Source organism: Agrobacterium sp. GW821-FHT02D03, assembly GCF_059421725.1.
Genome location: NZ_JBWKVN010000002.1, coordinates 1,050,847 through 1,075,075 on the forward strand (window position 1 = coordinate 1,050,847; position 24,229 = coordinate 1,075,075).

Consider the following 24,229-nt stretch of genomic DNA (forward strand, 5'->3'; position numbering starts at 1 on the left):
ATCTACCGATGAGCTATCACAACCCATTCACCCCGCCGCGCAAGTCCGCAACCTTTGACGACCATACGTTGGCGGAAATCCGCCGCGCCGCGGCCACCGGCATTTACGATATTCGCGGTGCGGGCACGAAGCGCAAGGTTCCGCATTTTGACGACCTGCTGTTTCTTGGTGCTTCCATTTCGCGCTATCCGCTCGAAGGCTATCGCGAGAAATGCGATACGAGCGTCACGCTTGGAACCCGCTTTGCCAAAAAGCCGATTACGCTCAAGACTCCGATCACGATTGCGGGCATGAGCTTCGGCGCGCTGTCCGGAAATGCCAAGGAGGCCCTTGGCCGTGGCGCCACGATTGCCGGCACCTCCACGACGACGGGCGACGGCGGCATGACGGATGAGGAGCGCGGCCACAGCCAGACCCTCGTCTACCAGTATCTGCCATCGCGTTATGGCATGAACCCGAAGGACTTGCGCCGTGCAGACGCCATCGAAGTGGTCGTCGGTCAGGGCGCCAAGCCCGGCGGCGGCGGCATGCTGCTCGGCCAGAAGATTTCCGACCGCGTCGCCACTATGCGCAATCTGCCCAAAGGGATCGATCAGCGCTCGGCCTGCCGCCATCCCGACTGGACCGGCCCGGATGATTTGGAAATCAAGATCCTCGAACTGCGTGAAATCACCGACTGGGAAAAGCCGATCTATATCAAGGTCGGCGGTGCGCGCCCCTATTACGACACGGCGCTTGCTGTAAAGGCCGGTGCCGATGTGGTGGTGCTGGACGGTATGCAGGGCGGCACGGCTGCAACGCAGGACGTCTTCATCGAAAATGTCGGCATGCCGACGCTCGCCTGCATTCGCCCTGCAGTCCAGGCCCTTCAGGATCTCGGCATGCATCGCAAGGTGCAATTGATCGTATCTGGCGGTATTCGCTCCGGCGCCGATGTGGCGAAGGCTCTGGCGCTTGGCGCGGATGCAGTAGCGATTGGTACCGCGGCACTCGTGGCGCTTGGCGATAACGACCCGAAATGGGAAGAGGAATACCAGAAGCTCGGCACCACCGCTGGCGCTTATGATGACTGGCACGAAGGCAAAGACCCGGCTGGCATCACGACACAGGATCCGGAGCTTGCCGCGCGTCTCGACCCAGTCGCCGCCGGTCATCGCCTTGCCAACTATTTGAAGGTGATGACGCTGGAAGCGCAAACCATCGCGCGCGCCTGCGGCAAGAACCACCTCCACAATCTGGAGCCGGAAGATCTCGTGGCCTTGACCATGGAGGCCGCAGCCATGGCGCAGGTTCCGCTGGCGGGAACGAACTGGTTCCCCGGCAAAGGTGGCTTCTAAAAACGCATGCATTAAGGGCGGGCGCGTTTGGGAGGATGCGGCCGTCTTTCTAAAATCAAGTGTCTGATACCAAAAAAAGGGGAATGACGTGACACTGGACCTCTCCGCATATGCAGCCGATAAGGGCATCAAATATTTTATGATCAGTTACACCGATCTCTTCGGTGGGCAGCGCGCCAAGCTGGTGCCTGCCGAAGCGATCGCTGACATGCAAAAGGACGGCGCGGGCTTTGCAGGCTTTGCCACCTGGTTCGATTTGACACCCGCTCATCCTGATCTTTTTGCCGTGCCAGATGCCTCCTCGGTCATCCAGCTTCCATGGAAGAAGGATGTCGCCTGGGTCGCCGCCGATTGCGTAATGGAAGACCAGCCGGTCGAACAGGCGCCGCGTGTGGTCTTGAAGAATTTGATTGCCGAAGCCGCCAGCGAGGGCTTGCGGGTGAAGACCGGTGTCGAGCCGGAGTTCTTCCTGATTTCCGCCGACGGCAGCAAGATTTCCGACGAATATGATACTGCAGAAAAGCCCTGCTACGATCAGCAGGCGGTGATGCGCCGCTACGATGTGATCGCCGAAATTTGCGACTACATGCTGGAGCTGGGGTGGAAGCCGTACCAGAACGACCATGAAGACGCGAACGGCCAGTTTGAAATGAACTGGGAATATGACGACGCGCTTCAAACGGCCGACAAGCATTCCTTTTTCAAATTCATGGTCAAATCCGTTGCAGAAAAGCATGGGCTTCGCGCCACCTTCATGCCGAAACCCTTCAAGGGCCTGACCGGGAACGGCTGCCATGCGCATATTTCCGTGTGGGATCTGGACGGCAAGGTCAATGCCTTTGCCGACAAGGCAATGCCGTTTGGCCTTTCCGCCAAGGGCAAGACCTTTCTTGGCGGTATCATGAAACATGCCTCCGCGCTGGCGGCTGTCACCAATCCGACCGTCAATTCCTACAAGCGCATCAATGCGCCGCGCACCATATCCGGCGCCACATGGGCACCCAACACGGTGACATGGACCGGCAACAACCGCACCCATATGGTGCGCGTGCCGGGGCCCGGGCGGTTCGAGCTTCGTCTGCCGGACGGTGCGGTGAACCCCTATCTGCTCCAGGCCATCATAATCGCAGCCGGCCTTTCCGGCGTTCGCGCGCAGGCCGATCCAGGTCCACATCACGATATCGACATGTATCGCGAAGGCCATACGGTCACCGATGCGCCGAAACTGCCGCTCAATCTTCTTGATGCGTTGCGCGAATATGAGAAGGATGAAGCGTTGCAGCAGGCGCTCGGCGTCGAGTTCTCCAAGGCCTATTTGAAGCTCAAGCATGGTGAGTGGAACAGCTACTGCTCCCAGTTCACCGCCTGGGAGCACCAGACCACGCTCGACGTTTGACAACGTTTCCCGCCGCCTTGCGGCTTTTCCCGCGCTCCTCGCGTAGCGCGGTTTTTTTCCATCGATGACAGAGAGGGCGCCAGATGACGACCTATGTATTGACCGTAGCTTGCAAATCCACACGCGGCATCGTCGCCGCCATCTCGGGTTATCTCGCGGACAAGGGTTGCAACATCGTTGATAGCTCGCAATTCGATGACCTCGAAACCGGCAAGTTCTTCATGCGCGTCTCCTTCATTTCCGAAGAGGGCGTGTCGCTTTCAGACATCAAGGAAGGCTTCAAGCCGGTTGCCGAGCGCTTCAAGATGGAAGCCGAGATCTTCAGCGATGGCGAACGCACCAAGACGCTGCTGATGGTCTCGCGTTTCGGTCATTGTCTCAACGATCTGCTCTATCGCTGGAAGATCGGCGCGCTGCCGATCGATATCGTCGGCGTCGTTTCCAACCACTTCGATTACCAGAAGGTTGTCGTCAATCACGACATTCCCTTCCACCACATCAAGGTGACGAAGGAAAACAAGCCGAAGGCCGAAGCGCAGCTGAACGACCTGATCGAAAGCACCGGCACGGAGCTTGTGATCCTGGCACGCTACATGCAGGTCCTCTCCGACGACATGTGCCGCAAGATGTCCGGCAAGATCATCAACATCCACCACTCCTTCCTGCCAAGCTTCAAGGGCGCCAACCCCTACAAGCAGGCATATGAGCGTGGCGTGAAGCTGATTGGCGCCACCGCCCACTACGTCACCGCCGATCTCGACGAAGGTCCGATCATCGAGCAGGACACGGTGCGTATCACCCACGCCCAATCGGCAGACGACTACGTTTCGCTTGGTCGCGATGTGGAAAGCCAGGTTCTGGCGCGTGCCATCCACGCCCATATCCACCACCGCACCTTTATCAACGGCAACCGCACCGTGGTCTTCCCGCCAAGCCCCGGTTCCTATGCGTCGGAGCGGATGGGGTAAGTTGTTGCATGCGCCGAACGCCACCGCGGGAGTTCGGGCCGTGGCAAACGCCAAAGCGAAGAAGAAGAAACTGAAGGTCGCGCCTGTTGGTTTAGACCTCGATGCGTTTTGCTTCCGAAGTCCACTCTCGACCGAATTTTCTCCTAATGGCAGACAGAGGTACAGCTACAAATTTAGCTTTTAAACTCGTTGATACGAGTATCCCGATGAAAAGATAATACATTTCTGATTGGTGAAGTGGGTTCAGAAGAGTTAATACTGCAATGGGTAAAAGTGTAATGATTGTGTTGAACCCCAGCCCGACTCCGCAGAAAAAAACAAGCCAAAATGCAACCCCAAAGACACCCGCAACAATCGCCATGTCGAGTGGTACTGCAAATACAGAATTGGTCCCTAGCCCGAGTCCTTTGATGCTTTCGCTGCCCTTTGCAAAATAGGCCTCAACGAAGCCGAAACCATAACCGAGCGGATTTTTCTCGATCAGTTCGATCGAAGATTGAAAGGCCAGCCCTCGTTCCTCTTCAAGTTTCACATCGATCTTTTCTTGAGTGAACTCGTTACCCAGAACGGCGATGTAAAGGGTCGCGCCGACAAGCACAGCAGCGACCTTAGCAACCAACGGCGTGCGCGATCTGAACAAGAACACGAGCCCGCAGGCAACCATATTTGTTTTATTCAATGTTAGCACTGTTACTACGCCATTCAAAAGGATGAACGGAATGAAGCGACGCTCCCCGCCGGTTCTCAAAAGTAACAAGTACGACATCAGAAAAAAATAGGATGACAGCCAGTTCCGCTCTTTAAAAGTGCCGTGAAGTGCTCCGATCCCGAAGTCGATTTGCTGAAAAATGATCGGCACTTGGAGTTTTTCAACGATAATCTGAAACACAAGAAACATCGCCAGAAAGAGATAGCCAAACGGGAGGGTCTTACGCAGCGAGGCATGGCCTAAGTAGCGGCCGACAATATAAAAGCCAGGATAAACAAATAGAAATTTCAGTAACTGCTCACCGCTTTTGATCCTGTCTTCCGGTTGCAATACCGTCATTGCTGTGGCCGCTGCCATACAAGACAGAAAGACACCCGCCTCAACCGAGTTAATTCTTACTTTCCCCCGGATAATAATTAGCGCTAAGACGGCCACCATCCAGAAATGAGCTGGTTGGAGGACCGATATCTGGACAAATTGAAACGGAATCAGCAAGATTCCACTTATCAGAATAATATCGCTAGCGTCTGCCCGACCCAGCCGTCTTAAAACCTTCCGAATAAATATCGACACATATCCAGGTTTGTATCCAGGAAGTGGTGTGCCAAATCTACGTTCGGAAATAGGCATGAGTGACCTTGAGGCGATTGAGCAACCGAGTTTATCTCATCCGCCAAGGCGGAATATCCAGTGCTTTACACCAATCTCGTAGGGTTTCAAAGAGAGGCTATCGACCCGGATATTAAAGTGTATTTCAAAATAGTTTCCCCCGGGATAAGAAGGAGATATATCTCTATAAGCCATTCGCGATCTCCATAAGCCGCTCTAATTGTGCTGCGGCGTCTATCTCAACGGCAGTTCCCTCCTTTTGCCATTTGGACACCACTCGTCACGCGGTTCGAAACCGCCACTGACCGATCAACCAATACCATCGATCCCTCAGGACCCTTGCGTGGCTGGATATAGATGCTGTGAAGGTGGTCTGTGGTGAAGCGAAATGGACCACCGGGCACCTCAATCCAACGATAGTCGTCGCCCGCGGCAGGATCATTGCGCACTGTCGCAAAGCAGGACATTGGAGGTGCTGATCCGACCCTGGCAATTTCCTCATTGCCGCCGCTTCCACCTTTAACCCGAAGGGCCACATACACCCACCAGTCGCCTTGGCGCGGCAGTTTATCGAACAATAGTTGCGTGTTCCATTTTTCTGAGTTCCGGTCAAGCGCGATTGCGGACCCGTCTGAGGCAAGAGGATCGCTGACAATGGTGCTCTGCCAGCCGGCATAACGCTGGAAGGAAATATCCTGAATGTCTTTCCACTGCGGGCTGTCTTTGACGATGTCGGGCACACTGGGTGGCTCGATGATTCTCACCTCCAGTAGGTTCTTAAGTTCCTTAACGTCGCTGTTCTGAATGTATTGCCAGATTTTTTCCGCCTGGATCGTCTGCCAGAAACGCGTGAGCCGCTCTGGACGTGTGCCTTGAACGTCAAAGTCGATGTTCTTCTGAGCACGCACGTAACCTGCTTGCCGTCGAAGAATGACAAAATCGACAGGCAGACGAGCCAGACGCACCTGAGCGGCGTACTCCGTGCCTGCTACCGCCTCTTCCGCCTTATTGAAGAGAGCATTGGCGCGCGACACGAAATCTGCGTCGAACATCGTCATGTCGACCGTCGTCTTTTCAGAAAGTACGTCGTCCGTGGCGGCGAGTTTGTCATGCATAAGCCGGATGTAGTCGAGCACCTGCGGAGCAGCGGGGCCATAATATTTGTCGCAGAACTCGGTAATGACGTCCCAAGGATCCTGCTGCGGGTCCCACAGCAGTCGCGCGATCATCCAGGCGCGCAGCGCAGCGAATTCTGCGCCTAGCGTATTGGAACTGCCTTCGCCCATATAGCCCTCTACATGATTAAGCGAGGCAAGCCATTTCAGCGAATTGCCAATCGGGACGATGTTTGGCGTAGGCTGAATATATCCGGCAAAGTTGGTGATGTGGTCCCAAACCAGTACGTGTTTGGCAATAGTATTCCAACGGACCAGATCCTGGCCAAGTCTTTCGTTGGCGGGACCATTCAATGCATCTCTGTAGTTGACCTGAATGGTCATGGGATAGACAAGAATGTAGTCCGGTACCGTCATGCCCTCGGGGGGCGTAAAGCTCCAATGATAGGCATTGAAGGCCAACCGCGCGCCAGGCAGTTCTGCACGCACGAGATTTGCCACTTCAATCATCATGTCCAGCCGCGGAGCTGATGCATGACCACCATGCTTTGCCGCGAAGGCGGCGCTCGCCGGATCCATGTCCCAACCCCAGTCCATGGCATGGATCGAGAACCAGACGGCCCTGTAGTCCGGTAGAGCTTTTAATTTTTGAACGACGACCCGCGCCATTTCTTTGCGCATGCTCTTGTTCATCATCGCCAACTGCCCGCCAGCATACCAATCGGGATGGCTATCCTGATATGTGTTCTGCGGCAGTAGCTGGAAAAATTCGAAATAAATCCCTTTTGCGGCCCAGCTTTGATTCCAACTGTCGATAGCGATCGGCGTCTGCAATGAGGAAGGCTCGTGCGATTGGCCGTTCATGAGGTTGCGTTGTCTCCAAGGCTTATCTTCTCCCTCTTTACTCAGGACTTCGCGGAATGCGAAGCGCGGCACTTGGCGTTCGTTCAGCGATGGTAGAGTGATGTCTGGCGTATTCGGCCAATAGGTGAATTTTGGAGATAGCCAGCGAACTCCGAGCTTGTGATCGAGAAACCAGTTGACGCCATACATGTCTCCACGAGACGTAGCACCCGCAATCAACACATGCGGGCCAAAGCTTCGGATCAGAAAGCCGTCATCGCCTAGCCCACTGAAGTCGATGTCGGTAAAGGCACGTTTCGCAATGGCATTTTTCCGCCCGACCACCAGCAACGGTTCTGCTGCCACGGCCTCATCGGTCGATAGCCGCTCTGGAGCGGCCGCTCCTGCCAGCTTTGCTGTGAAGTCGGAAAGATCTACAGCAGCTTGAAGAGTAATGATATCTTCCTGGGCGCCAACATGAACGCGCATCCCCATCCTGCCGCCTTCCGCCAGCCGATAGCGATCGTCGGCCGGCGCCGGCCGCACAAGTTGGTCTGTCAAGCGTCGGGAATTAGCGGATGGATCGGCCGGTCTTAGTAGCCTCTGCTCGGCGAGCGCCATCTTGGCGACGTCGCCAGCAGATGTGGGCGCATCGTCGGTCTCCGTTAGCGAGACGTCTGTGAACGCTGCCTCGCCAGAGGAGCAGGCCGCTTTGCGGAGGTAGAGTACCATCTGGTCCGCTCCTTGCGGCGCCCGAAGAACGATCGAATGTGACTGCCAGCCCGACTCACCGCCTGTCACGAACGCTGCACGTTCTTGACGCTTTGCGGACTGTGTCTGACATTGACCTTCCGAACGGTCATCTACAGAGACCAAGGCCGGGCCCTGCCAGCCTTCGTTCATTTTTCCCTGAACGCGGAAACTGTATTGAACATAGACTGTATTCGCATCTGCGGTTTCACTGAACACCTTGGCTGAAAGCCGATAATTGCGTCCGCCTATGACTGATATATGTTCCTGGACCATCATTCCTGACCGGAGCGAAACTGCCTTGTCACCTTCAACGGTTCTTACACCAGTGCCGGAGCCCTGCGCCCACCAAGGGCGCAGTTCGCTCGCCAGGAAAGAGCCGTTGACGATACGATTCCGCACAACGTCTTGTGCAATAGCGGGTGACACAAGGGACAAGACGGCGAGGCAAGTAACAGCAATTTTGCTGATAGGTGACATGGCTTTTTAGTCCCTACGTTCCGTTAAAATGAGGCTTTGGATAAATAGATGAAGGCTTGGAACCGGCGTTGAGCATACGTCTCGTGCTGAGGCAAAGTATATTTCGAGGAATAGGATTACTCGAGATCTAGTTTCATGTGCATTCCTACATGTAAAATGTACAATATCTTGTTCTAAAGAGGCACCTTTTTTAGCTTGAGAGCGTACCAGCCACGCGAAGCTGTCGCCCGAGGAACCTCGCGGTTAAACGCCAGCCCCTCCCTTAGAAGAGCGCAACCTCCTAATCAGCTTGCTCAACTCTTGCAGTATGAAACGCTCCGGTCCATCGGGCTTTCCGCAAACAGCCCACAAAACGAGAATCGACGCGGAATAGGTGCTGCCGCCGACCATAATCGAAACTGCAAGATGAAAAATCTCTGTGATTGTCGGTATCGTATTGCTGATTACGCTATCGATGGCGACAACCGAAAACACCATGATCGCGGTTGCTATCAACGTCCTCGCATTTGCCATCCACTGTCTGCGCATCGACAGTCCGATCATTTGGCGAACAAGGAGCATATTGATAGGTATCGCGAGTGTTCCAGTTATTGCGCGGGCGAAAACAAGGCCGGAAAGACCGCCGAAATATATGCCAATAAAAATCGTTGGAACGCGGGCTAAGAACATTGCCGTATCGCGCATGAACAATCGTCTTGTCTCGCCCACTGCCATAGCCAGTGGTTGAACCGTGGAACTCAGCGTTTGGATGGCAAACACCGATGCCAAGACCTGGATAACGATGACTGCTGGCAGCCATTTTTCACCCAAGGTGATCTTGACCAAGCTTTCGGCAACCAACGCCACCCCAACGCCGATTGGCAAAGCGATGGCGGTAGACAGGGTTTGTGCGCGTTCGTATGCGTTTACAAGCCGTTCGCGATCATCCCTCACCCGTGCGAATGCTGGAAAGAGGGCCGGAGCGAGGGGCGCGGTAGCTTCGCGCGTCGGCATATAGGCGAGTTGGTCACCGACATTGTAATACCCCAGTTCCGCGCGTCCAAGGAAACCGCCGACTAGCAACTGGTCGAACTTAAAATTGATCGTGTTTACGATTTGTCCGAAGGACAGCCACGACGAAAACGCCCAAAGCTCTCGCATGTGAAGAAGGGAGAATCTTGGCCAATAAGGCACAATCCAGTAAGCAACCGCTATCGAGATGATAGGCCCGACCAGCAATCCGCCCACAATTGCCCAATAATTCTGTAAATACAGCGCCAGAGCGATCGACACGATAGTGCTTCCGACCTTTGATAATACCGTAATCGCAAATCCTTGACGGAAATCAAGCTCGCGAGTGAAGGTCACCATTTTCGGGTTAGAGCAAAAGCCTGAAATGGCGGCGTTTCCCGCCAGCGCAAACATAATCGTCAGAAGGCGCGGCTCATCATATATTAGCACCACTGGATAGCTGCAAATGAGGATGACTGCCGCGATGGCAAGGCCCCGTAGACACTCCATTGTCCAGGCCGTGTGAAAGTAGTCTTCGTTGGGGCTTTTATGGTGGATGAGTGCGTTGACCAAAGACAATTCGGTCACGGAAGAAATTATCGCTACCACTGTCGTAGCGATTGCAACGATACCGAAGTCCGCCGGGGTCAGTAGTCGCGCAAGAATGATGGTGCTGACTAATGTAAGCAAATTGGCTAGGGTACGCGCTGCAGTGAGCCAAATTGTACCTTTTACGAGCTTAGATCTTGTATTTGCCACGTCTAGGATACCGTCCTTCGCAGATGACTGAATTCTTCAGATTGCGGGTCATTTAAGTCGCCCTGCACTAATTTTGTACCCAACGGCGTCGGATCTTGACCAGCAAGTCTGTGCAATATTAAAGCTCCAATATAAAATTCCTAACGATATCTTGAGATGATTCATCTTCTGATTACAGGATGAAATTTTGATCCGCGCACTGATGGAAACTCATAGACTTCTGGTCTGAGTGAAGTTGAAGCCTTTTATATGGGGATAGCGTATTGCAGTAATGTACGGCTTCAGTTTCCTAGGATTCTTTCGTAACGTAGAGATCACCAGCGGTCCAGATGGTAAAACGTGTCTTTGGGCTTATCAGATAGACATGGCCTCTGTTCGAAAGGCTATCGCAGTGACGCCGCGATAGCCATTGCCAGTGGGACTCGATATAACTGGCGGAATTTCATTGGCACTGTCGCGATCAATAATCTGAACCCAATAATTTGCCTCTTTGACGCTTCAAAAGAAAGGTCTGGAAGTCTTTCTCAGCGACAAATTTCGGTTGAACGTGTATATTTATTTTTACTAAAGCACCTCAAGGCCGATGTTAATCTTCTCAGAACTCAACGATTGCCGTTCGATCGAGATACGTGTTAACAGCTTTTTGATCTTGGTGGAAAATGTTCTGGGGAATGAATTAATGGTGCATTTGGGGAAGGCCGTTATAGATAAAAATTGCGCATTACTTCAGAATGCCTTGTCTTCATATATCCGTCCGGGTGAGCGTTATGCCATAGTAGATTTCCCTGGGCATTCAAATGTCGGCGACAGTCTTATTTGGCTCGGGGAAATGGAGCTTCTTCGCGAACTCGCAGGAGGTCTTCCGAATTATACTTGTGACTACAATCAATTCGACTCTGATCTTTTAAGAGAAAAGGTGCCTGATGGTCCGATATTTTTTCACGGTGGCGGCAATCTAGGCGATATATACGAGCCTCACATGGAGCTTAGATATAAAATGATGAGGGAGTTTCCCGACAGGGAAATTATCCAGCTACCACAGTCAATTTATTTCGCAGATCAGTCTGCAGCAAAGAATTGCCGGGATCACATTGCGAGGCATGGAAAATTCAAAATCATGGTTCGTGATCATGCGTCACTCCGCATCGCTATTGAGAATCTAGGTTGCGAGGATACAGTTTTGTTGCCCGACTGCGCTTTCGCATTAGGCGCATTAAGTCGTACACAGCCTGTTGAAGCCGAATATTTGTACATGATGCGTGAGGATGTAGAGCGAGTTGAGATAGGGATAGATACGCTTAGGAAAGATTATCCAGGGCCGAGACACGACTGGCTATCAGAGCCCCCCGAAACAACTAGAAAATCATATCGTGCTCTCTTTGAGACTCTTGTCGGCGGACGAATGACAATAGCCGATATGCGCGTAAGCCAGCATAACTTAGTCGCGTGGCGACGAGCAAAACGCGGCATGGATTTGCTCTCCAAAGGTAATGTAGTCATCTGTGATCGTCTTCATGTCCATATCTTATGTGTGCTAATGAATATTCCCCATGTAGCTTTGGACAACTCATATAGGAAAATTCATAATTTTATTGAGGCATGGATGGATGATTGCCCGCTTGTTCGTAAAGCAAGCGATATACGCGAGGTAAAAATGGAACTAGAGGATTTAAAAACCTGACTTCGATGTAGATGTTGCTCGCTAACGTGAATAATCGGGCAATGCTTAAGGGCGGACATTTTTACAGGAAGACGTTGGGTTTGGTATGAATTGTTATTCCGCGGTGTGACTGAGATCCCTGACATGCGTTAGTGCATTTTACTGAGGTATGGCGGTCGTGTTCATCAATGGTTCATGAATTTTTCTGAAGGTTTGTTATTAAAGAAGACGCATGGACCGAGATACTCTATTTTCTATTCAATGGAACTATTGAGTCTGAAGTTGATGTTTCGCTTTACGAAGCCCGAAGCATAAGTGAGGGCAGTTCCACTGAAACGCAGCATTAGCTCTTTGTGTGAACTAAGTTCAATAGCCATACGCGGCGATGCGCAATGCCAGCAGCGTCTAGGAGAATAAACATGATGTTCATAGGGGAGCATGCTTGCTTGTAACCGTTACAATATGCACGCGCAACCGAGCTCGATCTTTGAAAAACGTGCTTGAATCGATTGCTGACGCATCCCTGGGTGTCGTAGACGACTGGGAGTTGCAGATCGTAGATAACGGGAGCACTGACGACACAAAGTCGGTTGTGGAAAGCTTCGCTGCCCGTCTGCCAATTCGTCATGTCTTTGAGCCACTGGCAGGCTTATCCAATGCACGTAATACGGGTGTTGCGCAGGCGAAGGGCAGATTTGTTCTTTGGACAGATGATGATGTCCGCGTCGATGTTGGTTGGTTGAAGGCTTACATAAAGGCGTTCAAGGTCAATCCAGATGTTGCAATTTTCGGCGGGAAAGCTCGCCCTGTCTATGAAGAGCCGGTAGTGACGTGGTTCGCTGACTGCGAGGCTTCTCTATCTGACCTCTTGGCAATTCGCGACGCGGACTGGATCCAAGTCTCCCCTGATCGGCTGCCTTACGGGTTAAACTACGCCGTACGCCGCGACCTCCAAATCAAATACAGATACGATCCCGAACTCGGGGTAGCGCCGGGACGAAGACGAGGTGGTGAAGAGACCGAGATGATGCGTGCGGCACTTAAATCAGGTGCAATTGGGCTTTGGGTATGGGATGCGATTGTATATCATTTAATTCCACCAGATCGCCAGACGATCGACTATGTGATGCAATATTATCGCTCTTCCGGTTTCGATTATGAATACTGGGTTAAAGGGGACATTTTTCGTATTGGAGGTGTCCCGGCCAGTGTTTATCTATTCGTCGCGTATAAATATTTAAAGATGAGTGCGTTGAGGTTTTTGGGGAGTAGGGAACGGTTCTTAGACTCCTACGTCGCTTATGCACTATTGCTTGGTATGCGCGACCGATATGTCAAAGACAATGCAGATGCTTGAATTTCAAGTACGGGCTAAAATCGCCGGTCTCTGGACTCTTAACATCGATCGAGAGCCATCAGGCATCGGACAAAATTTTACGAGCGCGAAACCCGAGCGGGTTGAGACAGCAGCGAAGCCTTTAGTCCCGTGGAGTTATTTGCATCCAATTTACGGTATCGGGTGAAGCATGTTCGACGATTTCTCGGCTTCGGTCGTCATTCCTCTCTACAACAAGAGAAATACTATTCTCCGTGCGATGGAATCGGTTCGTCTGCAACAGACAGATCGCGTTGAAATTATTGTCGTTGATGACGGCAGCACAGATGACGGTCCGGCGATCGTTGAACAACTCCGTGATCCGCAAATACATCTTGTCAGGCAGGCAAATGCAGGACCAGGGCGCGCGCGCAACGTTGGTGCGCGGATGGCGCGATCAGATTTGATCGCGTTCCTAGACGCAGACGATGAATGGTTGCCGGGGTATCTTGAGGCTGGCCTTGGGGCTTTGAACGAGTTTCACGACGCCCTCGCTTACGTGGCGGGTTACGATGCTGGGCGACGTTCTGACTACGCGGCAAACCGAGTTGCCTTAATTGCAACGCGCCCCGAAATCCTGTCTCCACCGACGACCCTTGATTGCGCCGCCCTACTGTCTCGAATTGATGCTCTCCATTCAAGCTCCACGATTGTACGTAAAGATGTTTTCGAGCGTTTAGGGGGCTTCTATGACGCGGAAAGGTGCCTCTGGGGGGAGGACAGTTTTTTGTGGGCACAGGTCTTGTTTTCTGGACCGATTTTCTGGGACCCTGTTGCACGCATTAAGCTGCATGTTGAAGATTCTGCGCTTGGTTACGCTGTGACGAAGCGTATGGAGGCACGGCCTTTGTCAAGATTTTTCCGCGACGTCGAAAAAGCAATTCTCCCTGAATCTCTGTTGTCGTTTCGGAAGCTGGCCAAGGAGCTCGCGTTGAAAGATGCCGCGGACCTTTCCAGCTCCGGTCAATATTGGAAAGCCTTCCATCTTCGAACCTTACATCGTGCCTTCAACCCGCGTGGTTTTATTGGCGATGTTCGTAGATTTAGCCGCTATGTCATTAATGGTTGATCAGTATTTCGCAATGAAGACACGTTGCCACTGTCCTGGCGTATCTAAATTTCTTGGGGAGCATGCATGAAAATTGCGTTTATATCGGTTATCCCTGTTGTCCCGGCGCGGGAGGGCAACAGCAGCCGCATCCTCAACCTTGCGCGTGCAATCCGCGAACTAGGTCATGAAATCTATTTCATTCATCTCCCTTCCAATCTGACCGCGATGACGGATATGGAGGGACACCGAAAAGAGTTTGGCTCGAATCGGTTTTTTATTCTGGAGCGCACGGCTGTGGAACGCGGCCTATATTATGCTAAGCGTCTTGCTTTCGAGATGCGTCGGCGTCTGTTCAAATCCTCCAAATCGGACCTTCGATACTACTTCGGTCTGGACGAATTTTTCGGGGTGGGCTTTCGTCGCAAGTTGAAGGCTTTGCATGAAAAGCATGACTTCGATGCCGCCTTGTGCGCCTACGTCTTTCAATCCGCGACGTTAACGAGCTTTCCACCGAGTGTGTTGAAAATCCTGGATACCCACGACGCCTTCGCCGACCGGCATAAGCTCTATGGTGACGACAGCTATTGGTACTCCATCCCGGTCAGTGAAGAGAACCGTGGCTTTCGACGTGCCGATGTGGTGATCGCCATTCAAGACGAAGAGGCGGGACGCTTTCGCCAGCAACTCGGCGGAGACAAGCCGGAAGTTGGTGTTGTCAGTCATTTCATTGATCTGTCGCGTCGTGTGGAAAATTATGGATCGCGAAATGCCGTATTCGTGGGTTCCGGCAACTCGGCAAATGTTGTTTCACTCAATTATTTCACTTCAAAGGTTCTTCCGATCATTGTCAAAGCCCTTCCCGATTTCCGGCTTGTCGTCGCTGGCAGTGTTGGGAAGGCGATTGCCGATCACCCGAACATCGACAAGATCGGCTTTGTCGATCATATTTCCGACGCTTTCCGATCAGCGCAGATTTCGGTGAACCCAACGCTGGTTGGAACAGGTATCAATATAAAACTCCTTGATGCTATGGCCGCGGGGGTCGTGACGGTCGCGACGCGTACGGGAATGCGCGGGTTGGGCGAGGCTTTCCAGGCAGGTGTCATAGCGGTTCCAGACGATAGCCCCGAAGCATTTGCTCAGGCGATCATCGATCTGGCTTCCAGCGAGGAGAGGCGGGCTGCAGAGGGAGAGAAGGCGTATCAGTCTGCGGTTGCGTGGAATGCGGCTCAGATGACGTCATTGGACACGTTGTTGAAAACGCCTCATCCCGCACGCCATTAACAGATGAAAGACAAACCCATGCAGATTTCCCTCGTGACGACCACTATGAACAGGTCCGATGTCATCGGGCGGCTTCTTGACTCTCTCGAAAAGCAAACTGTTGGCTTTTTGGAATTCGTAATCGTGGATCAGAGCCGTGATAACAAGACTCAGGAGATCGTCGAGCAGTATGTCGGCCGAATTCCAGTCAAATATGTGCGCGACGAAGGTAAAGGAGCTGCACGAGGCCGTAATGTCGGCGTGCGCCACATTTCGGGCGATCTGGTCGGTTTTCCCGACGACGATTGTGCTTATCCGCCGGATGCTATCGAGCGGGTCGTAAAGATGTTCGCTGCTGACCCCCAACTGGATTTTCTATCCGGCTCGAGTATTGACTTCACCGGCGTCCCCTCACAAGGAAGATGGAAGACTACGCCCTGCACGATCGACATGCAGAATGTCTGGATCACCCAGACGATGTACACCACCTTCTACAGAACTGCGGTATTTCGCGATGTCGGCGGCCTAGACGAGACGCTTGGAACAGGTGGCGGTACCAAATGGGGCTCCGGGGAAGAGACCGAGCTGATGATCCGCGCGCTGCGAAAGGGTCATAAGGGAATCTATGACCCAGATCTGAAATTCATGCATCCGGAACCGCTTGCAGTGTTCGATGCTGCGGCACTAGATCGCGGCCGTCGCTACAACCGCGGCTTTGGACGCGTACTTCGTCTCGGCAACTATTCGATCTGGTTCGTTTTTTATATGGCGGGACGACCGCTGGTAGGTTCGTTGGTATCAATCTTTAAGGGGCAGATGGGTCAGGCTCATTATCGGCTGATCGCATTCACCGAGAGGATTCGTGGATGGTCAGACTAACTGACCCCGTGTGGCGAGGGATCATGAGTAGTTGGAAGAAACATCCTGATTCAGAATTGTAGTCATGTATCTTTAAATCTTCAGTTAATGTCTTGAGAAGCAGCTGTAGCGAGAAGTTAGCTTCCTGCTTGGCTTTTTGCGATTAAGTGCTGAGCAGCCAATGCATATCAGCAAAAGTCTGTGGTGGCTTCACGATGGCGACATACGACGACGCAAAGAACTAGAGCGTATAAGCGGATCCGAAAGATCGAAGCACGCTTTGGATCCTCATAAATACAGGACAGATGGACCGATCGAAAGGATAGTGTATGCGTTTCGAGACGAATGGCAAAACCCTTAGCATACTGGCTGACCGTCGCTGGCCTGCGGAGACCGGGATAGGGAAAGTGCAGGCAGAGCTAGAGGCTCGCTTGCCGCAAGACATGAAGCTCGTAGACCTGCATGTCAGGGGACGAATTGGCTCCCCTCTATCTCCACTCGCCATAAGCCGCTCGTTTCATCATCACGGCGGGGAAGGCGTGTTCTTCAGCGCCGGTTTCGTTCCTGCACTTTTCAGCCGTCTGCCTTCAGTCGTAATCGTTCACGACCTCACCCATCGGCGCTTTTACGGTGCCGCGAAGCGGGCCTATTATGATCTTGTCTATAAGCCGCTCTACAGGCGCTGCAGTGCAGTTATCTGCGTATCGGAATTCACAAGACAGGAATTCCTGGATTGGTCCGGCATGCCGGAAGAGAAAGTTCATCTTGTATATAATGGTTGTGAAGCCTGCTTTACGGAAGCGGGAGAGCGGCACACTCCTGGATACGATTACGTGTTTTACGGAGGCAACCATCGCTCGTACAAAAACTTGGACCGGCTGATCCGTGCTTATGCTGCATCGTCTTTGCCGTCTCGAGGGATTAAACTTGTGTTTACGGGCAATCGGAACGATGATCTGACTGCTCTTGCCAGCCGACTATCGGTCGGAGGACACCTTGTTTTCACAGGCCGCTTACCCGCAGAAGAAATTCCATCATTCTATCGGGGCGCCTTGGCCGTAGCTTATGTTTCTCTTTTTGAAGGCTTTGGTCTCCCAATTATTGAAGCTTATGCATGTGGTGTCCCCGTCCTAACATCGAATTTAACTGCGATGCCAGAAGTCGCGGGAGACGGAGCTCTCTTGGTTAATCCTGAATCGGTGCAGGAGATCAGGCTGGGGCTCGACCGCATTACGTCCGATGAAGCGCTTCGCAAAGAGCTGGTTGACGGCGGCCGAAAGAGACTCGGCGACTTTAATTGGGATAAGTCCGCTGAGCGGGTCTGGCAAATCGTGAAAGACGTAGCATAGATTTTTGTTGTGAGCCGCTTTTTGAATTGGGCTGGCAGGCGGTACCAATTAGCCTCAGCATCCCCACGTTGCACGAGTTGACGTTGGGGGGCTCTATATTGTGAGTGTCGGCGTTACCTCGAAATGAGTTGCAGCCAACGTTGTCGTGGTCTCACAATTTGCTGATCGCAATTTCCGCTGTTAGCCCATAGTGGTTGGATCCATATGCATCTCGTAGCCGGGTCACCGATATGATTTTCAGGGGAGGGCGGGCGTAGATGTGGTCGACGGGCAGCCCGAAACGACCAGCTTCAACGGGCCACGTTGCTGGCTCCCACAAGGCCGTGCGCAGGCCTGTAGCTTTGAGAAAGTTTTGCATACCTGGGTCGAGGCTGGAAGCATTGAAATCTCCAGAGAGAACGAGTGGTCCTGTCATTTGTGTCAGGATCACGCCAGCGGCGTTTTTAAGTTCTAGGCTGTGGAAATCGTCGAAGTATGGCTTTGTGGCATGGATGCCTGCGAAATTGATCGTTTGGCCTGCGATCTTGATTGTCGCAGTGATGAACCTCTCGTCGAATATCTTGCTAAGGGACATCAATTGCGGGGCTTCAATTGGGAACTTTGAAAGCATCAGCTGGTCGCATTGTCTGGTCATGGCGCCACAGCCGACCCTGTAGGGATAGACCTGCGCCAACTCATCAATATGGTGTTGCAAAGGGGGCGCCTCCATGACATTCACGACGTCAGCGCCCGATGCCACGATCATGCGCGCTATTGTCTCGCCACTTTCAAAATTGCTGTTGAGCGCATTGATGGAGAGGAGCGTGAATTTTGGCTTGCCTAGATCCGCTGGACCAGCGGGTAGGCTGTAGTGCGTTGCCATAGCGACAGCGTCCGCAGTGAGAACGACCGAGGCAACCAGAAGTCCCCACAACATAATGTCGCGCTTTGCCAGTAGCCCGATGATAGTTGCTAGCACACAGGCCACTGTTATATGAAGATGCATTGTATAAAGCGCGGAAAACATCCAGTGCGGATGAACGTACCGCGTAGACAGCGCGGTTAAGGTCAATAGGACAACGACTCCGATGGCGCAAGCGAGTCTCTGCCTCATGACGAATGTCCACCATGCTTACTTTGCTCGAATGGCGCGCCTGCTACACCAGACCGGTACTTCTTGTTACCGGCCACTGAAGATCAAAGCTGGTTGATGATATTTCTCAGGTAGTTGCCGTAGGTGCCTTTTCCATAATTTCTCGCCAGCTCCTCGAACTCGCCAGCTGTGATATAGCCGAGCCTGAAGGCGATCTCTTCCGGACATGAGATCTTGAAGCCTTGCCGTCTCTCGAGAGTTGCTACGAACTCGGAGGCTTCCAACAAGCTATCAGGAGTTCCGGTATCTAGCCAGGCGTAGCCACGCCCCATTTGCTGGACATTGAGTTTTCCGCGCTCGAGATAGGTGCGGTTGACATCGGTTATTTCCAGCTCACCACGCGGCGACGGTTTTAGGTTCGAAGCGATATCGACGACATCTTTGTCGTAGAAATAAAGTCCGGTGACGGCCCAGTTCGATTTGGGTTTTTCCGGTTTTTCCTCGATCGAAATTGCCTTCATCGAGGTGTCGAATTCCACGACCCCGTAACGCTCTGGATCATTGACATGATAGGCAAAGACCGTCGCACCACTCTCATGTGCCATAGCGCCACGAAACAGTTCGGTGATGCCATGGCCGAAAAAGATGTTGTCGCCGAGAACGAGGCACGAGGATTGGCCCGCGACAAAATCCGCGCCGATAATATAAGCCTGCGCCAATCCGTCCGGCGAAGGTTGCACTGCATAGGACAGTGAAATACCCCACTTCGCGCCATCACCCAACAGCGCCTGAAAGCCAGGGAGATCGCGCGGCGTGGAAATGATCAGGATATCACGAACCCCGGCCAACATGAGTGTCGAGAGCGGATAATAGATCATCGGCTTATCGTAAACGGGCATCAACTGCTTGGAACTGACCAGTGTCATGGGATGCAGGCGCGTTCCGCTGCCTCCGGCGAGGATAATACCCTTCATAATTTCGTCCCATCATTAAAGTGTTTGAGAGTGAGACGTGCGACAACGTGCGCGGTGGAGGTCTTCCAATCTGGCAGCCGGACGTCATGGCGATCTTGCAGCAGGCTACAATTGAGCCTGGAGTTGGCAGGTCTTTTTGCTGGCGTAGGATAAGAGCTTGCCGGGATGCCGACGACCTCCGCCGAAGGGCCGCCATTGAGCGCCGACTGAGCGAAGATCTCCGCAGCAAAATCGGCCCAGCTTGCCTCCCCGGAACCGCTCATGTGGAAAATGCCGCGCAATGCCGCATTGTCGTTGTCGACCAGATTGCTGGCAACAGCAAAAACGGCGTCGGCAATATCGAATGCTGAGGTCGGATTGCCGATTTGATCATCAACCACATTTATGCTGTCCCGCGCTTCAGCAAGCCGTAGCATCGTCTTCAGAAAATTTTTGCCAAAAGGACTATAGACCCAGGCCGTCCTTAGTATTGCATAGTTGGCTGTGGCAGCCGCAATCGCTCGCTCGCCAGCGAGCTTCGCGCGCCCATAAGCAGACACGGGAGCCACCGGATCTGTTTCGACATAGGGACTATCCTTATTGCCGTCGAAAACGTAGTCAGTCGATAGGTGAATAATAGGAATGGAGAGTACGCTGGCTGCTTCGGCAATCTTTCCGCTTGCGACGCCGTTGATGACCGTGGCGGCAGTTTCTTCATTTTCCGCTTGATCGACGGCGGTGTACGCGGCTGCCGAAACGATCACGTCCGGCTTTGCTGCGCTTATGATTGCATGAATGCTGTCCGGAACCGAGAGGTCGAGGCTGGGTCGCCCTAGAGCGACTACCTCAAACCGGCCATTTTCGGCTGCTCGTTCCAGTAAAGATTGGACCACCTGGCCGTCCTTACCTGTAACAATCATCCTCAACTGCTTCATGCATTGCCCTCTTTGCTTGGTGCAGCAGGCATGTTCAAGAGCCCCAGCCGTGACCCGGTATAGCCTTGTCGTAACGGTCCCCACCACCAGGCGTTGTCAAGATACCACCGGACAGTTTTCTCGATGCCGGTGTCGAAGTTTTCCTGCGCCTTCCAGCCAAGTTCAGTCTCGAGTTTCGTTGCGTCGATTGCGTAACGGGCGTCATGGCCCGGACGATCGTCGACATAAGTAATTAAGCTGCAATGGGAGATCGGCTTCGGCGATAACTTGTCCATTAATTCGCAAATGCGGGTAACAACATCAATATTGCGGCGCTCGTTTCTGCCCCCAATGTTATAGGTTTCGCCTACCCGGCCGCGCTCTGCGACGATATTGAGCGCGCGGGCGTGATCTTCAACATACAGCCAGTCGCGGATGTTTGCTCCGTTGCCATAGACGGGCAGCGCCTTTCCTTCCATCGCATTGAGGATCACCAAGGGGATTAGCTTTTCTGGGAAGTGATAAGGCCCATAATTGTTCGAGCAGTTCGACACGACGACAGGCAGCCCATAGGTTCTTTGCCATGCTTTGGCCAGATGGTCAGAAGCTGCCTTGGAGGCTGAATAGGGGGAACTCGGATCATACGGCGTCTCTTCGGTGAAGAGGCCTCTATCTCCGAGCGAACCATATACTTCGTCGGTCGAGACATGCAGGAAGCGAAAATTCGCCTTTGCGTCACCGGAAAGACCTGCCCAGTAGTGCCGGGCACATTCCAACATCGTGAATGTGCCAATCACATTGGTGTCGACGAAGTCTTTCGCGCCGGTGATGGACCTGTCAACATGGCTTTCGGCAGCCAGATGCATAACACGATTTGGCTGGAAGCTTTCAAAAGCGTTTGAAATAGCTGCGTGATCACAGATGTCGGCTTTGAGGAAGCGGTAGCTGGCATTGTCTCTGACAGTTGTCAGGGATGTTTCGGTGCCAGCATAGGTCAGCTTGTCTACGTTGAGAACATCATAGCCCTTGTCAGCTACCAGGTGGCGGACCACTGCAGAACCAATAAAACCGGCGCCGCCAGTTACAAGAATGCGCATAATTGCTTCCGATCCGTTCGACGCTTAGACGGTCCGCGCCGTGCTATATTGAAACACACCGCCAAGGGCGGCGAGTGTTGGTTGCTTGCGATCCTTGTCCGACAGGATCGCTCTGTCAGCAGATACCGGCCAATTGATACCCAGAGCCGGATCATTCCACGATAAGCCCCGGTCATGTTCCGGACTGTAGTAGTCGGTCACTTTGTAGCTGATCACGGTGTTGGGCTCGAGTGTACAAAAACCATGGGCGAAACCAGGGGGTACCCAGAGCTCGCGCGCGTTTTCGGCGCTCAGCTCCTCGGCAACGAATTGTCCGTACGTCGGAGAACCAGAGCGAATATCCACGGCGACATCCAGCAGCGCGCCAGCTGTGCATGAGACAAGCTTGCCTTGTGCCTTTGGCTCAAGCTGAAAGTGCAGACCGCGTACTGTTCCGACTTCCGCTGACATAGAGCGATTGTCTTGAACAAATGTGAATTGGCCAACCTCTGCTTCAAAAAGGGATGCCCTAAAGGTCTCCATGAAATAGCCACGCGAATCCCCAAATTTCTTTGGAACAATCAAGAATGGGCCATCAATATTCAGTCGCTCAAAGAGCATTATCATTACCCTAAAATCGCTTCGAAAAAGACGTAATTGAGAAACCGAGACTTACTGGTTGGAACCAAAATGTCTAGTCGTATCCAGTGTATTGCATGCATAGTTCCGGGAAATAGTGAAGAGATTTTCTTTTGAAAACGTTACGTTGTCCTGCGGAAAGTGCTGAAATGCTCTGCACAGTTTCAAACTATTCAAATCCTGCTTTCATAGCAAGTCAGGAGCATGTATGTGGTGCGGTAGAATTACAGTTACGGAGCGGCCCGTTGTTGCGCCGGCAGGAACTTTTATGGAACGGTCATCCGCCCAGCGAGGGACGCATAGTGAGAAGGATAAGAGCGAGCTTTACCAGCAGCGCGGAAAAATAGCAGGAACGTTGCAGAGCTTGCTGAGGGTTTTGCTGTTGCTGCTGTGCCTTTTCCTGGTGTTCGCCTATGGCGGGGTTCAAGCTGAAACGGTTGCCATCGTATCGCTGATCCTATTCGTCATGATCCCTGTTGTTCTACTCGTGTCAGCAATTCCGGCCGATACGCGAAACATCATAATAATCGCTTTGATCCTGGTTGCCTTGCTGGTCAGCTGGGCCGAGTTTCAGGCATCGGGTATCAGCGGCCTCTTCTATCACGATCCCGCTTGGCAAATGGTACGGACCTATATTCCGTCGGCTCAAGTCCCAGTGTCGCTCACCCCTGGGGACACATCCGGCGCGGTTTTGATGCTGGCGGTCCCGTTTGGCGTATTCATTGCAACATTGATACTTTTTAGTGGCGAGCACCAGTCCAATCGACTTCTACGCTACATCGTGATCGTCGGCGCCGTCATCTCGGTTTTCAGCATCTTACAGTTTCTTGCTCAGCCGGACATGGTTCTCTTTGTCAAGAAAAAGGCCTATCAAGACAGTCTCACCGGCGCATTCATCAACCGCAATACGGCGGCAACGTTCTTCGGCCTGCTTTTGGTGCTGCAGGTCGCGTTGACGTGGCAGAAAGCCAGCGAAACCGACTTGATACGCTCGTTGCTCGCGTACTTGAACGGAATACCCTTTACCAATCGGCGGGCTACAATTTTTGCAGCTCTTTCTGCGTTATCGTGTCTGGCGACCGCGTGTGCGCTCATGCTGACCAAGTCACGAGGTGGTATCGCGTCGACCTTTGTCGCGCTTTTATGTCTTCTGCTGATCCTTGTTCTCTTCCCAGATCAAAGGGAGGCTAGGGCAACCAGCGTCAGGAAAGGCTGGAGTTGGAGATTTGCGACAGCAACCGCGATTCTCCTTGTTGGAAGCGGCATCTTTATTTCGCTAGCAGAGCGTGTTCTCTTTCGGGGGGCGGCTCAGAACTTCGAGAGCCGCGTCTGTGTCCTCCCAGGAATAATCACCGCGATCAAGGACCACATACCGTTCGGGGCGGGTCTCGCCAGCTTCCGAGAGGTTTTTTCCGCATACCGTGATGCGCGATGCGGTATCTATCTTATTTGGGATCGTGCGCACAATGTCTATCTAGAGGGCCTTTTTTCTTTAGGTTTGCCCTTTATTCCACTGCTTTTTATCGGCATGGGAACTTTGGTGTTCGCGTACGTCTATGGGCTACGAGTAAGGCGCCGTCAGCGTTACATTGCGGCGGTTGGTTTGGCCTGCCTCATCCTTACGGTTCTTCATTCGGCCGTCGATTTCTCTCTGCAGATCCCAGGCCTCGCCGCGTTTTTCGCTTTGATGTGCGCGCCAATCGTGTCGATCTGCATGCTTCCACGTAAGCGGCAATCGAGGGTCAAAACAGTAAAGGACTGAGCTAGATCGTCCGGTGCCGTTCGACCTCGACGAGATCAGGCGTACTTCCTCGCATTGTTCCAAGTGAAGCCGATAAGTAGGAGAAAACCTCTCTCGGAGACTGTGTAATAGAAAATCGCTTATGAAGCGCGTTTTCATCAAAAAATAAAATTCTCTGTGTCATATTATTCGGCATAAACTGGAAACTTCCCTTTATGTAAGTCCAGTTAGAAGGGAAAAAGGCATTTTAAAAAATATTTACAGCCCACTGAATGTGGATAGCTAAAACGAGCTCGATGTTGCTCCACGGCAACTTTATATG

18 protein-coding genes are annotated in these 24,229 nt (G+C 52.7%); 10 read left to right on the top strand and 8 right to left on the bottom strand.

Going from position 1 to position 24,229, the window contains the following annotated elements; all coding sequences use genetic code 11:
• Nucleotides 1–8 precede the first annotated feature (8 nt).
• From AC07U5_RS18210 to purU, 3 genes are all read left to right on the top strand, one after another.
• Nucleotides 9–1,337, top strand: a complete 1,329-nt coding sequence (locus AC07U5_RS18210; protein ID WP_062423865.1) for an FMN-binding glutamate synthase family protein — start codon at nucleotides 9–11, stop codon at nucleotides 1,335–1,337.
• Between the two features lie 88 nt (nucleotides 1,338–1,425).
• Nucleotides 1,426–2,733, top strand: coding sequence for a type III glutamate--ammonia ligase (glnT, locus tag AC07U5_RS18215; protein WP_113261352.1), 1,308 nt, complete (start codon nucleotides 1,426–1,428; stop codon nucleotides 2,731–2,733).
• An 83-nt stretch (nucleotides 2,734–2,816) separates the two neighbouring features.
• Nucleotides 2,817–3,701, top strand: a complete 885-nt coding sequence (gene purU, locus AC07U5_RS18220) for a formyltetrahydrofolate deformylase (RefSeq protein WP_312930153.1) — start codon at nucleotides 2,817–2,819, stop codon at nucleotides 3,699–3,701.
• A gap of 91 nt (nucleotides 3,702–3,792) precedes the next feature.
• Here the strand turns inward: purU and AC07U5_RS18225 are convergent, their stop codons facing one another.
• From AC07U5_RS18225 to AC07U5_RS18235, 3 genes are all read right to left on the bottom strand, one after another.
• Nucleotides 3,793–5,040, bottom strand: a complete 1,248-nt coding sequence (locus AC07U5_RS18225) for a hypothetical protein (protein WP_494723859.1) — start codon at nucleotides 5,038–5,040, stop codon at nucleotides 3,793–3,795.
• Nucleotides 5,041–5,258: 218 nt separating this feature from the next.
• Nucleotides 5,259–8,207: a DUF4838 domain-containing protein gene (locus AC07U5_RS18230; protein ID WP_494723860.1), complete on the bottom strand. Its 2,949-nt coding sequence runs from the start codon at nucleotides 8,205–8,207 to the stop codon at nucleotides 5,259–5,261.
• A 243-nt stretch (nucleotides 8,208–8,450) separates the two neighbouring features.
• Nucleotides 8,451–9,956: a lipopolysaccharide biosynthesis protein gene (locus AC07U5_RS18235; protein ID WP_494723861.1), complete on the bottom strand. Its 1,506-nt coding sequence runs from the start codon at nucleotides 9,954–9,956 to the stop codon at nucleotides 8,451–8,453.
• Nucleotides 9,957–10,539: 583 nt separating this feature from the next.
• On the opposite strand from AC07U5_RS18235, the gene AC07U5_RS18240 reads away from it, so the two are divergent.
• The 6 genes from AC07U5_RS18240 to AC07U5_RS18265 all read left to right on the top strand — a co-directional run bounded on the left by AC07U5_RS18240 (nucleotide 10,540) and on the right by AC07U5_RS18265 (nucleotide 17,512).
• The gene (locus AC07U5_RS18240) at nucleotides 10,540–11,637 is read left to right on the top strand and encodes a polysaccharide pyruvyl transferase family protein (protein ID WP_494723862.1); all 1,098 of its coding nucleotides are present in this window, start codon (nucleotides 10,540–10,542) and stop codon (nucleotides 11,635–11,637) included.
• A 421-nt stretch (nucleotides 11,638–12,058) separates the two neighbouring features.
• Complete coding sequence (locus AC07U5_RS18245; RefSeq protein ID WP_494723863.1) at nucleotides 12,059–12,973, top strand: glycosyltransferase family 2 protein; 915 nt, start codon at nucleotides 12,059–12,061, stop codon at nucleotides 12,971–12,973.
• A gap of 169 nt (nucleotides 12,974–13,142) precedes the next feature.
• Entirely contained in the window at nucleotides 13,143–14,060 is a 918-nt protein-coding gene (locus AC07U5_RS18250) for a glycosyltransferase family 2 protein (RefSeq protein WP_494723864.1), read from the top strand.
• Between the two features lie 66 nt (nucleotides 14,061–14,126).
• Nucleotides 14,127–15,326 (top strand): glycosyltransferase family 4 protein, encoded by a 1,200-nt coding sequence (locus tag AC07U5_RS18255; RefSeq protein ID WP_494723865.1) that lies wholly within the window; start codon nucleotides 14,127–14,129, stop codon nucleotides 15,324–15,326.
• Between the two features lie 18 nt (nucleotides 15,327–15,344).
• A complete protein-coding gene (locus AC07U5_RS18260; protein ID WP_494723866.1) occupies nucleotides 15,345–16,184 on the top strand; it encodes a glycosyltransferase family 2 protein in 840 nt (279 codons plus the stop codon).
• Between the two features lie 308 nt (nucleotides 16,185–16,492).
• A complete protein-coding gene (locus AC07U5_RS18265) occupies nucleotides 16,493–17,512 on the top strand; it encodes a glycosyltransferase family 4 protein (protein WP_494723867.1) in 1,020 nt (339 codons plus the stop codon).
• A gap of 151 nt (nucleotides 17,513–17,663) precedes the next feature.
• Here the strand turns inward: AC07U5_RS18265 and AC07U5_RS18270 are convergent, their stop codons facing one another.
• From AC07U5_RS18270 to rfbC, 5 genes are all read right to left on the bottom strand, one after another.
• On the bottom strand, nucleotides 17,664–18,374 hold the full coding sequence (locus AC07U5_RS18270; RefSeq protein ID WP_494723868.1) for an endonuclease/exonuclease/phosphatase family protein: 711 nt from the start codon (nucleotides 18,372–18,374) through the stop codon (nucleotides 17,664–17,666).
• A gap of 314 nt (nucleotides 18,375–18,688) precedes the next feature.
• Nucleotides 18,689–19,558: a glucose-1-phosphate thymidylyltransferase RfbA gene (gene rfbA, locus AC07U5_RS18275; protein ID WP_062423878.1), complete on the bottom strand. Its 870-nt coding sequence runs from the start codon at nucleotides 19,556–19,558 to the stop codon at nucleotides 18,689–18,691.
• The gene (gene rfbD / locus AC07U5_RS18280) at nucleotides 19,555–20,463 is read right to left on the bottom strand and encodes a dTDP-4-dehydrorhamnose reductase (protein ID WP_494724276.1); all 909 of its coding nucleotides are present in this window, start codon (nucleotides 20,461–20,463) and stop codon (nucleotides 19,555–19,557) included. The genes rfbA and rfbD overlap by 4 nt, the downstream gene beginning before the upstream one ends.
• A gap of 5 nt (nucleotides 20,464–20,468) precedes the next feature.
• Nucleotides 20,469–21,548, bottom strand: coding sequence for a dTDP-glucose 4,6-dehydratase (rfbB, locus tag AC07U5_RS18285; protein WP_494723869.1), 1,080 nt, complete (start codon nucleotides 21,546–21,548; stop codon nucleotides 20,469–20,471).
• 24 nt (nucleotides 21,549–21,572) lie between these two features.
• Entirely contained in the window at nucleotides 21,573–22,148 is a 576-nt protein-coding gene (gene rfbC, locus AC07U5_RS18290; protein WP_494723870.1) for a dTDP-4-dehydrorhamnose 3,5-epimerase, read from the bottom strand.
• Nucleotides 22,149–22,434: 286 nt separating this feature from the next.
• Between rfbC and AC07U5_RS18295 the strand changes: the two genes are divergently transcribed.
• On the top strand, nucleotides 22,435–23,928 hold the full coding sequence (locus AC07U5_RS18295) for an O-antigen ligase family protein (RefSeq protein ID WP_494723871.1): 1,494 nt from the start codon (nucleotides 22,435–22,437) through the stop codon (nucleotides 23,926–23,928).
• Nucleotides 23,929–24,229: the final 301 nt, after the last annotated feature.

Excerpts from the sequence above, each read along its gene's own strand:
- AC07U5_RS18210 (WP_062423865.1), top strand. The coding sequence starts at position 9 with ATGAGCTATCACAACCCATTCACCCCGCCGCGCAAGTCCGCAACCTTT.
- purU (WP_312930153.1), top strand. The coding sequence starts at position 2,817 with ATGACGACCTATGTATTGACCGTAGCTTGCAAATCCACACGCGGCATC.
- AC07U5_RS18225 (WP_494723859.1), bottom strand. The coding sequence starts at position 5,040 with ATGCCTATTTCCGAACGTAGATTTGGCACACCACTTCCTGGATACAAA.
- AC07U5_RS18230 (WP_494723860.1), bottom strand. The coding sequence starts at position 8,207 with ATGTCACCTATCAGCAAAATTGCTGTTACTTGCCTCGCCGTCTTGTCC.
- AC07U5_RS18240 (WP_494723862.1), top strand. The coding sequence starts at position 10,540 with ATGTTAATCTTCTCAGAACTCAACGATTGCCGTTCGATCGAGATACGT.
- AC07U5_RS18250 (WP_494723864.1), top strand. The coding sequence starts at position 13,143 with ATGTTCGACGATTTCTCGGCTTCGGTCGTCATTCCTCTCTACAACAAG.
- AC07U5_RS18255 (WP_494723865.1), top strand. The coding sequence starts at position 14,127 with ATGAAAATTGCGTTTATATCGGTTATCCCTGTTGTCCCGGCGCGGGAG.
- AC07U5_RS18260 (WP_494723866.1), top strand. The coding sequence starts at position 15,345 with ATGCAGATTTCCCTCGTGACGACCACTATGAACAGGTCCGATGTCATC.
- AC07U5_RS18265 (WP_494723867.1), top strand. The coding sequence starts at position 16,493 with ATGCGTTTCGAGACGAATGGCAAAACCCTTAGCATACTGGCTGACCGT.
- AC07U5_RS18270 (WP_494723868.1), bottom strand. The coding sequence starts at position 18,374 with ATGGCAACGCACTACAGCCTACCCGCTGGTCCAGCGGATCTAGGCAAG.
- rfbA (WP_062423878.1), bottom strand. The coding sequence starts at position 19,558 with ATGAAGGGTATTATCCTCGCCGGAGGCAGCGGAACGCGCCTGCATCCC.
- rfbB (WP_494723869.1), bottom strand. The coding sequence starts at position 21,548 with ATGCGCATTCTTGTAACTGGCGGCGCCGGTTTTATTGGTTCTGCAGTG.
- rfbC (WP_494723870.1), bottom strand. The coding sequence starts at position 22,148 with ATGCTCTTTGAGCGACTGAATATTGATGGCCCATTCTTGATTGTTCCA.
- AC07U5_RS18295 (WP_494723871.1), top strand. The coding sequence starts at position 22,435 with ATGGAACGGTCATCCGCCCAGCGAGGGACGCATAGTGAGAAGGATAAG.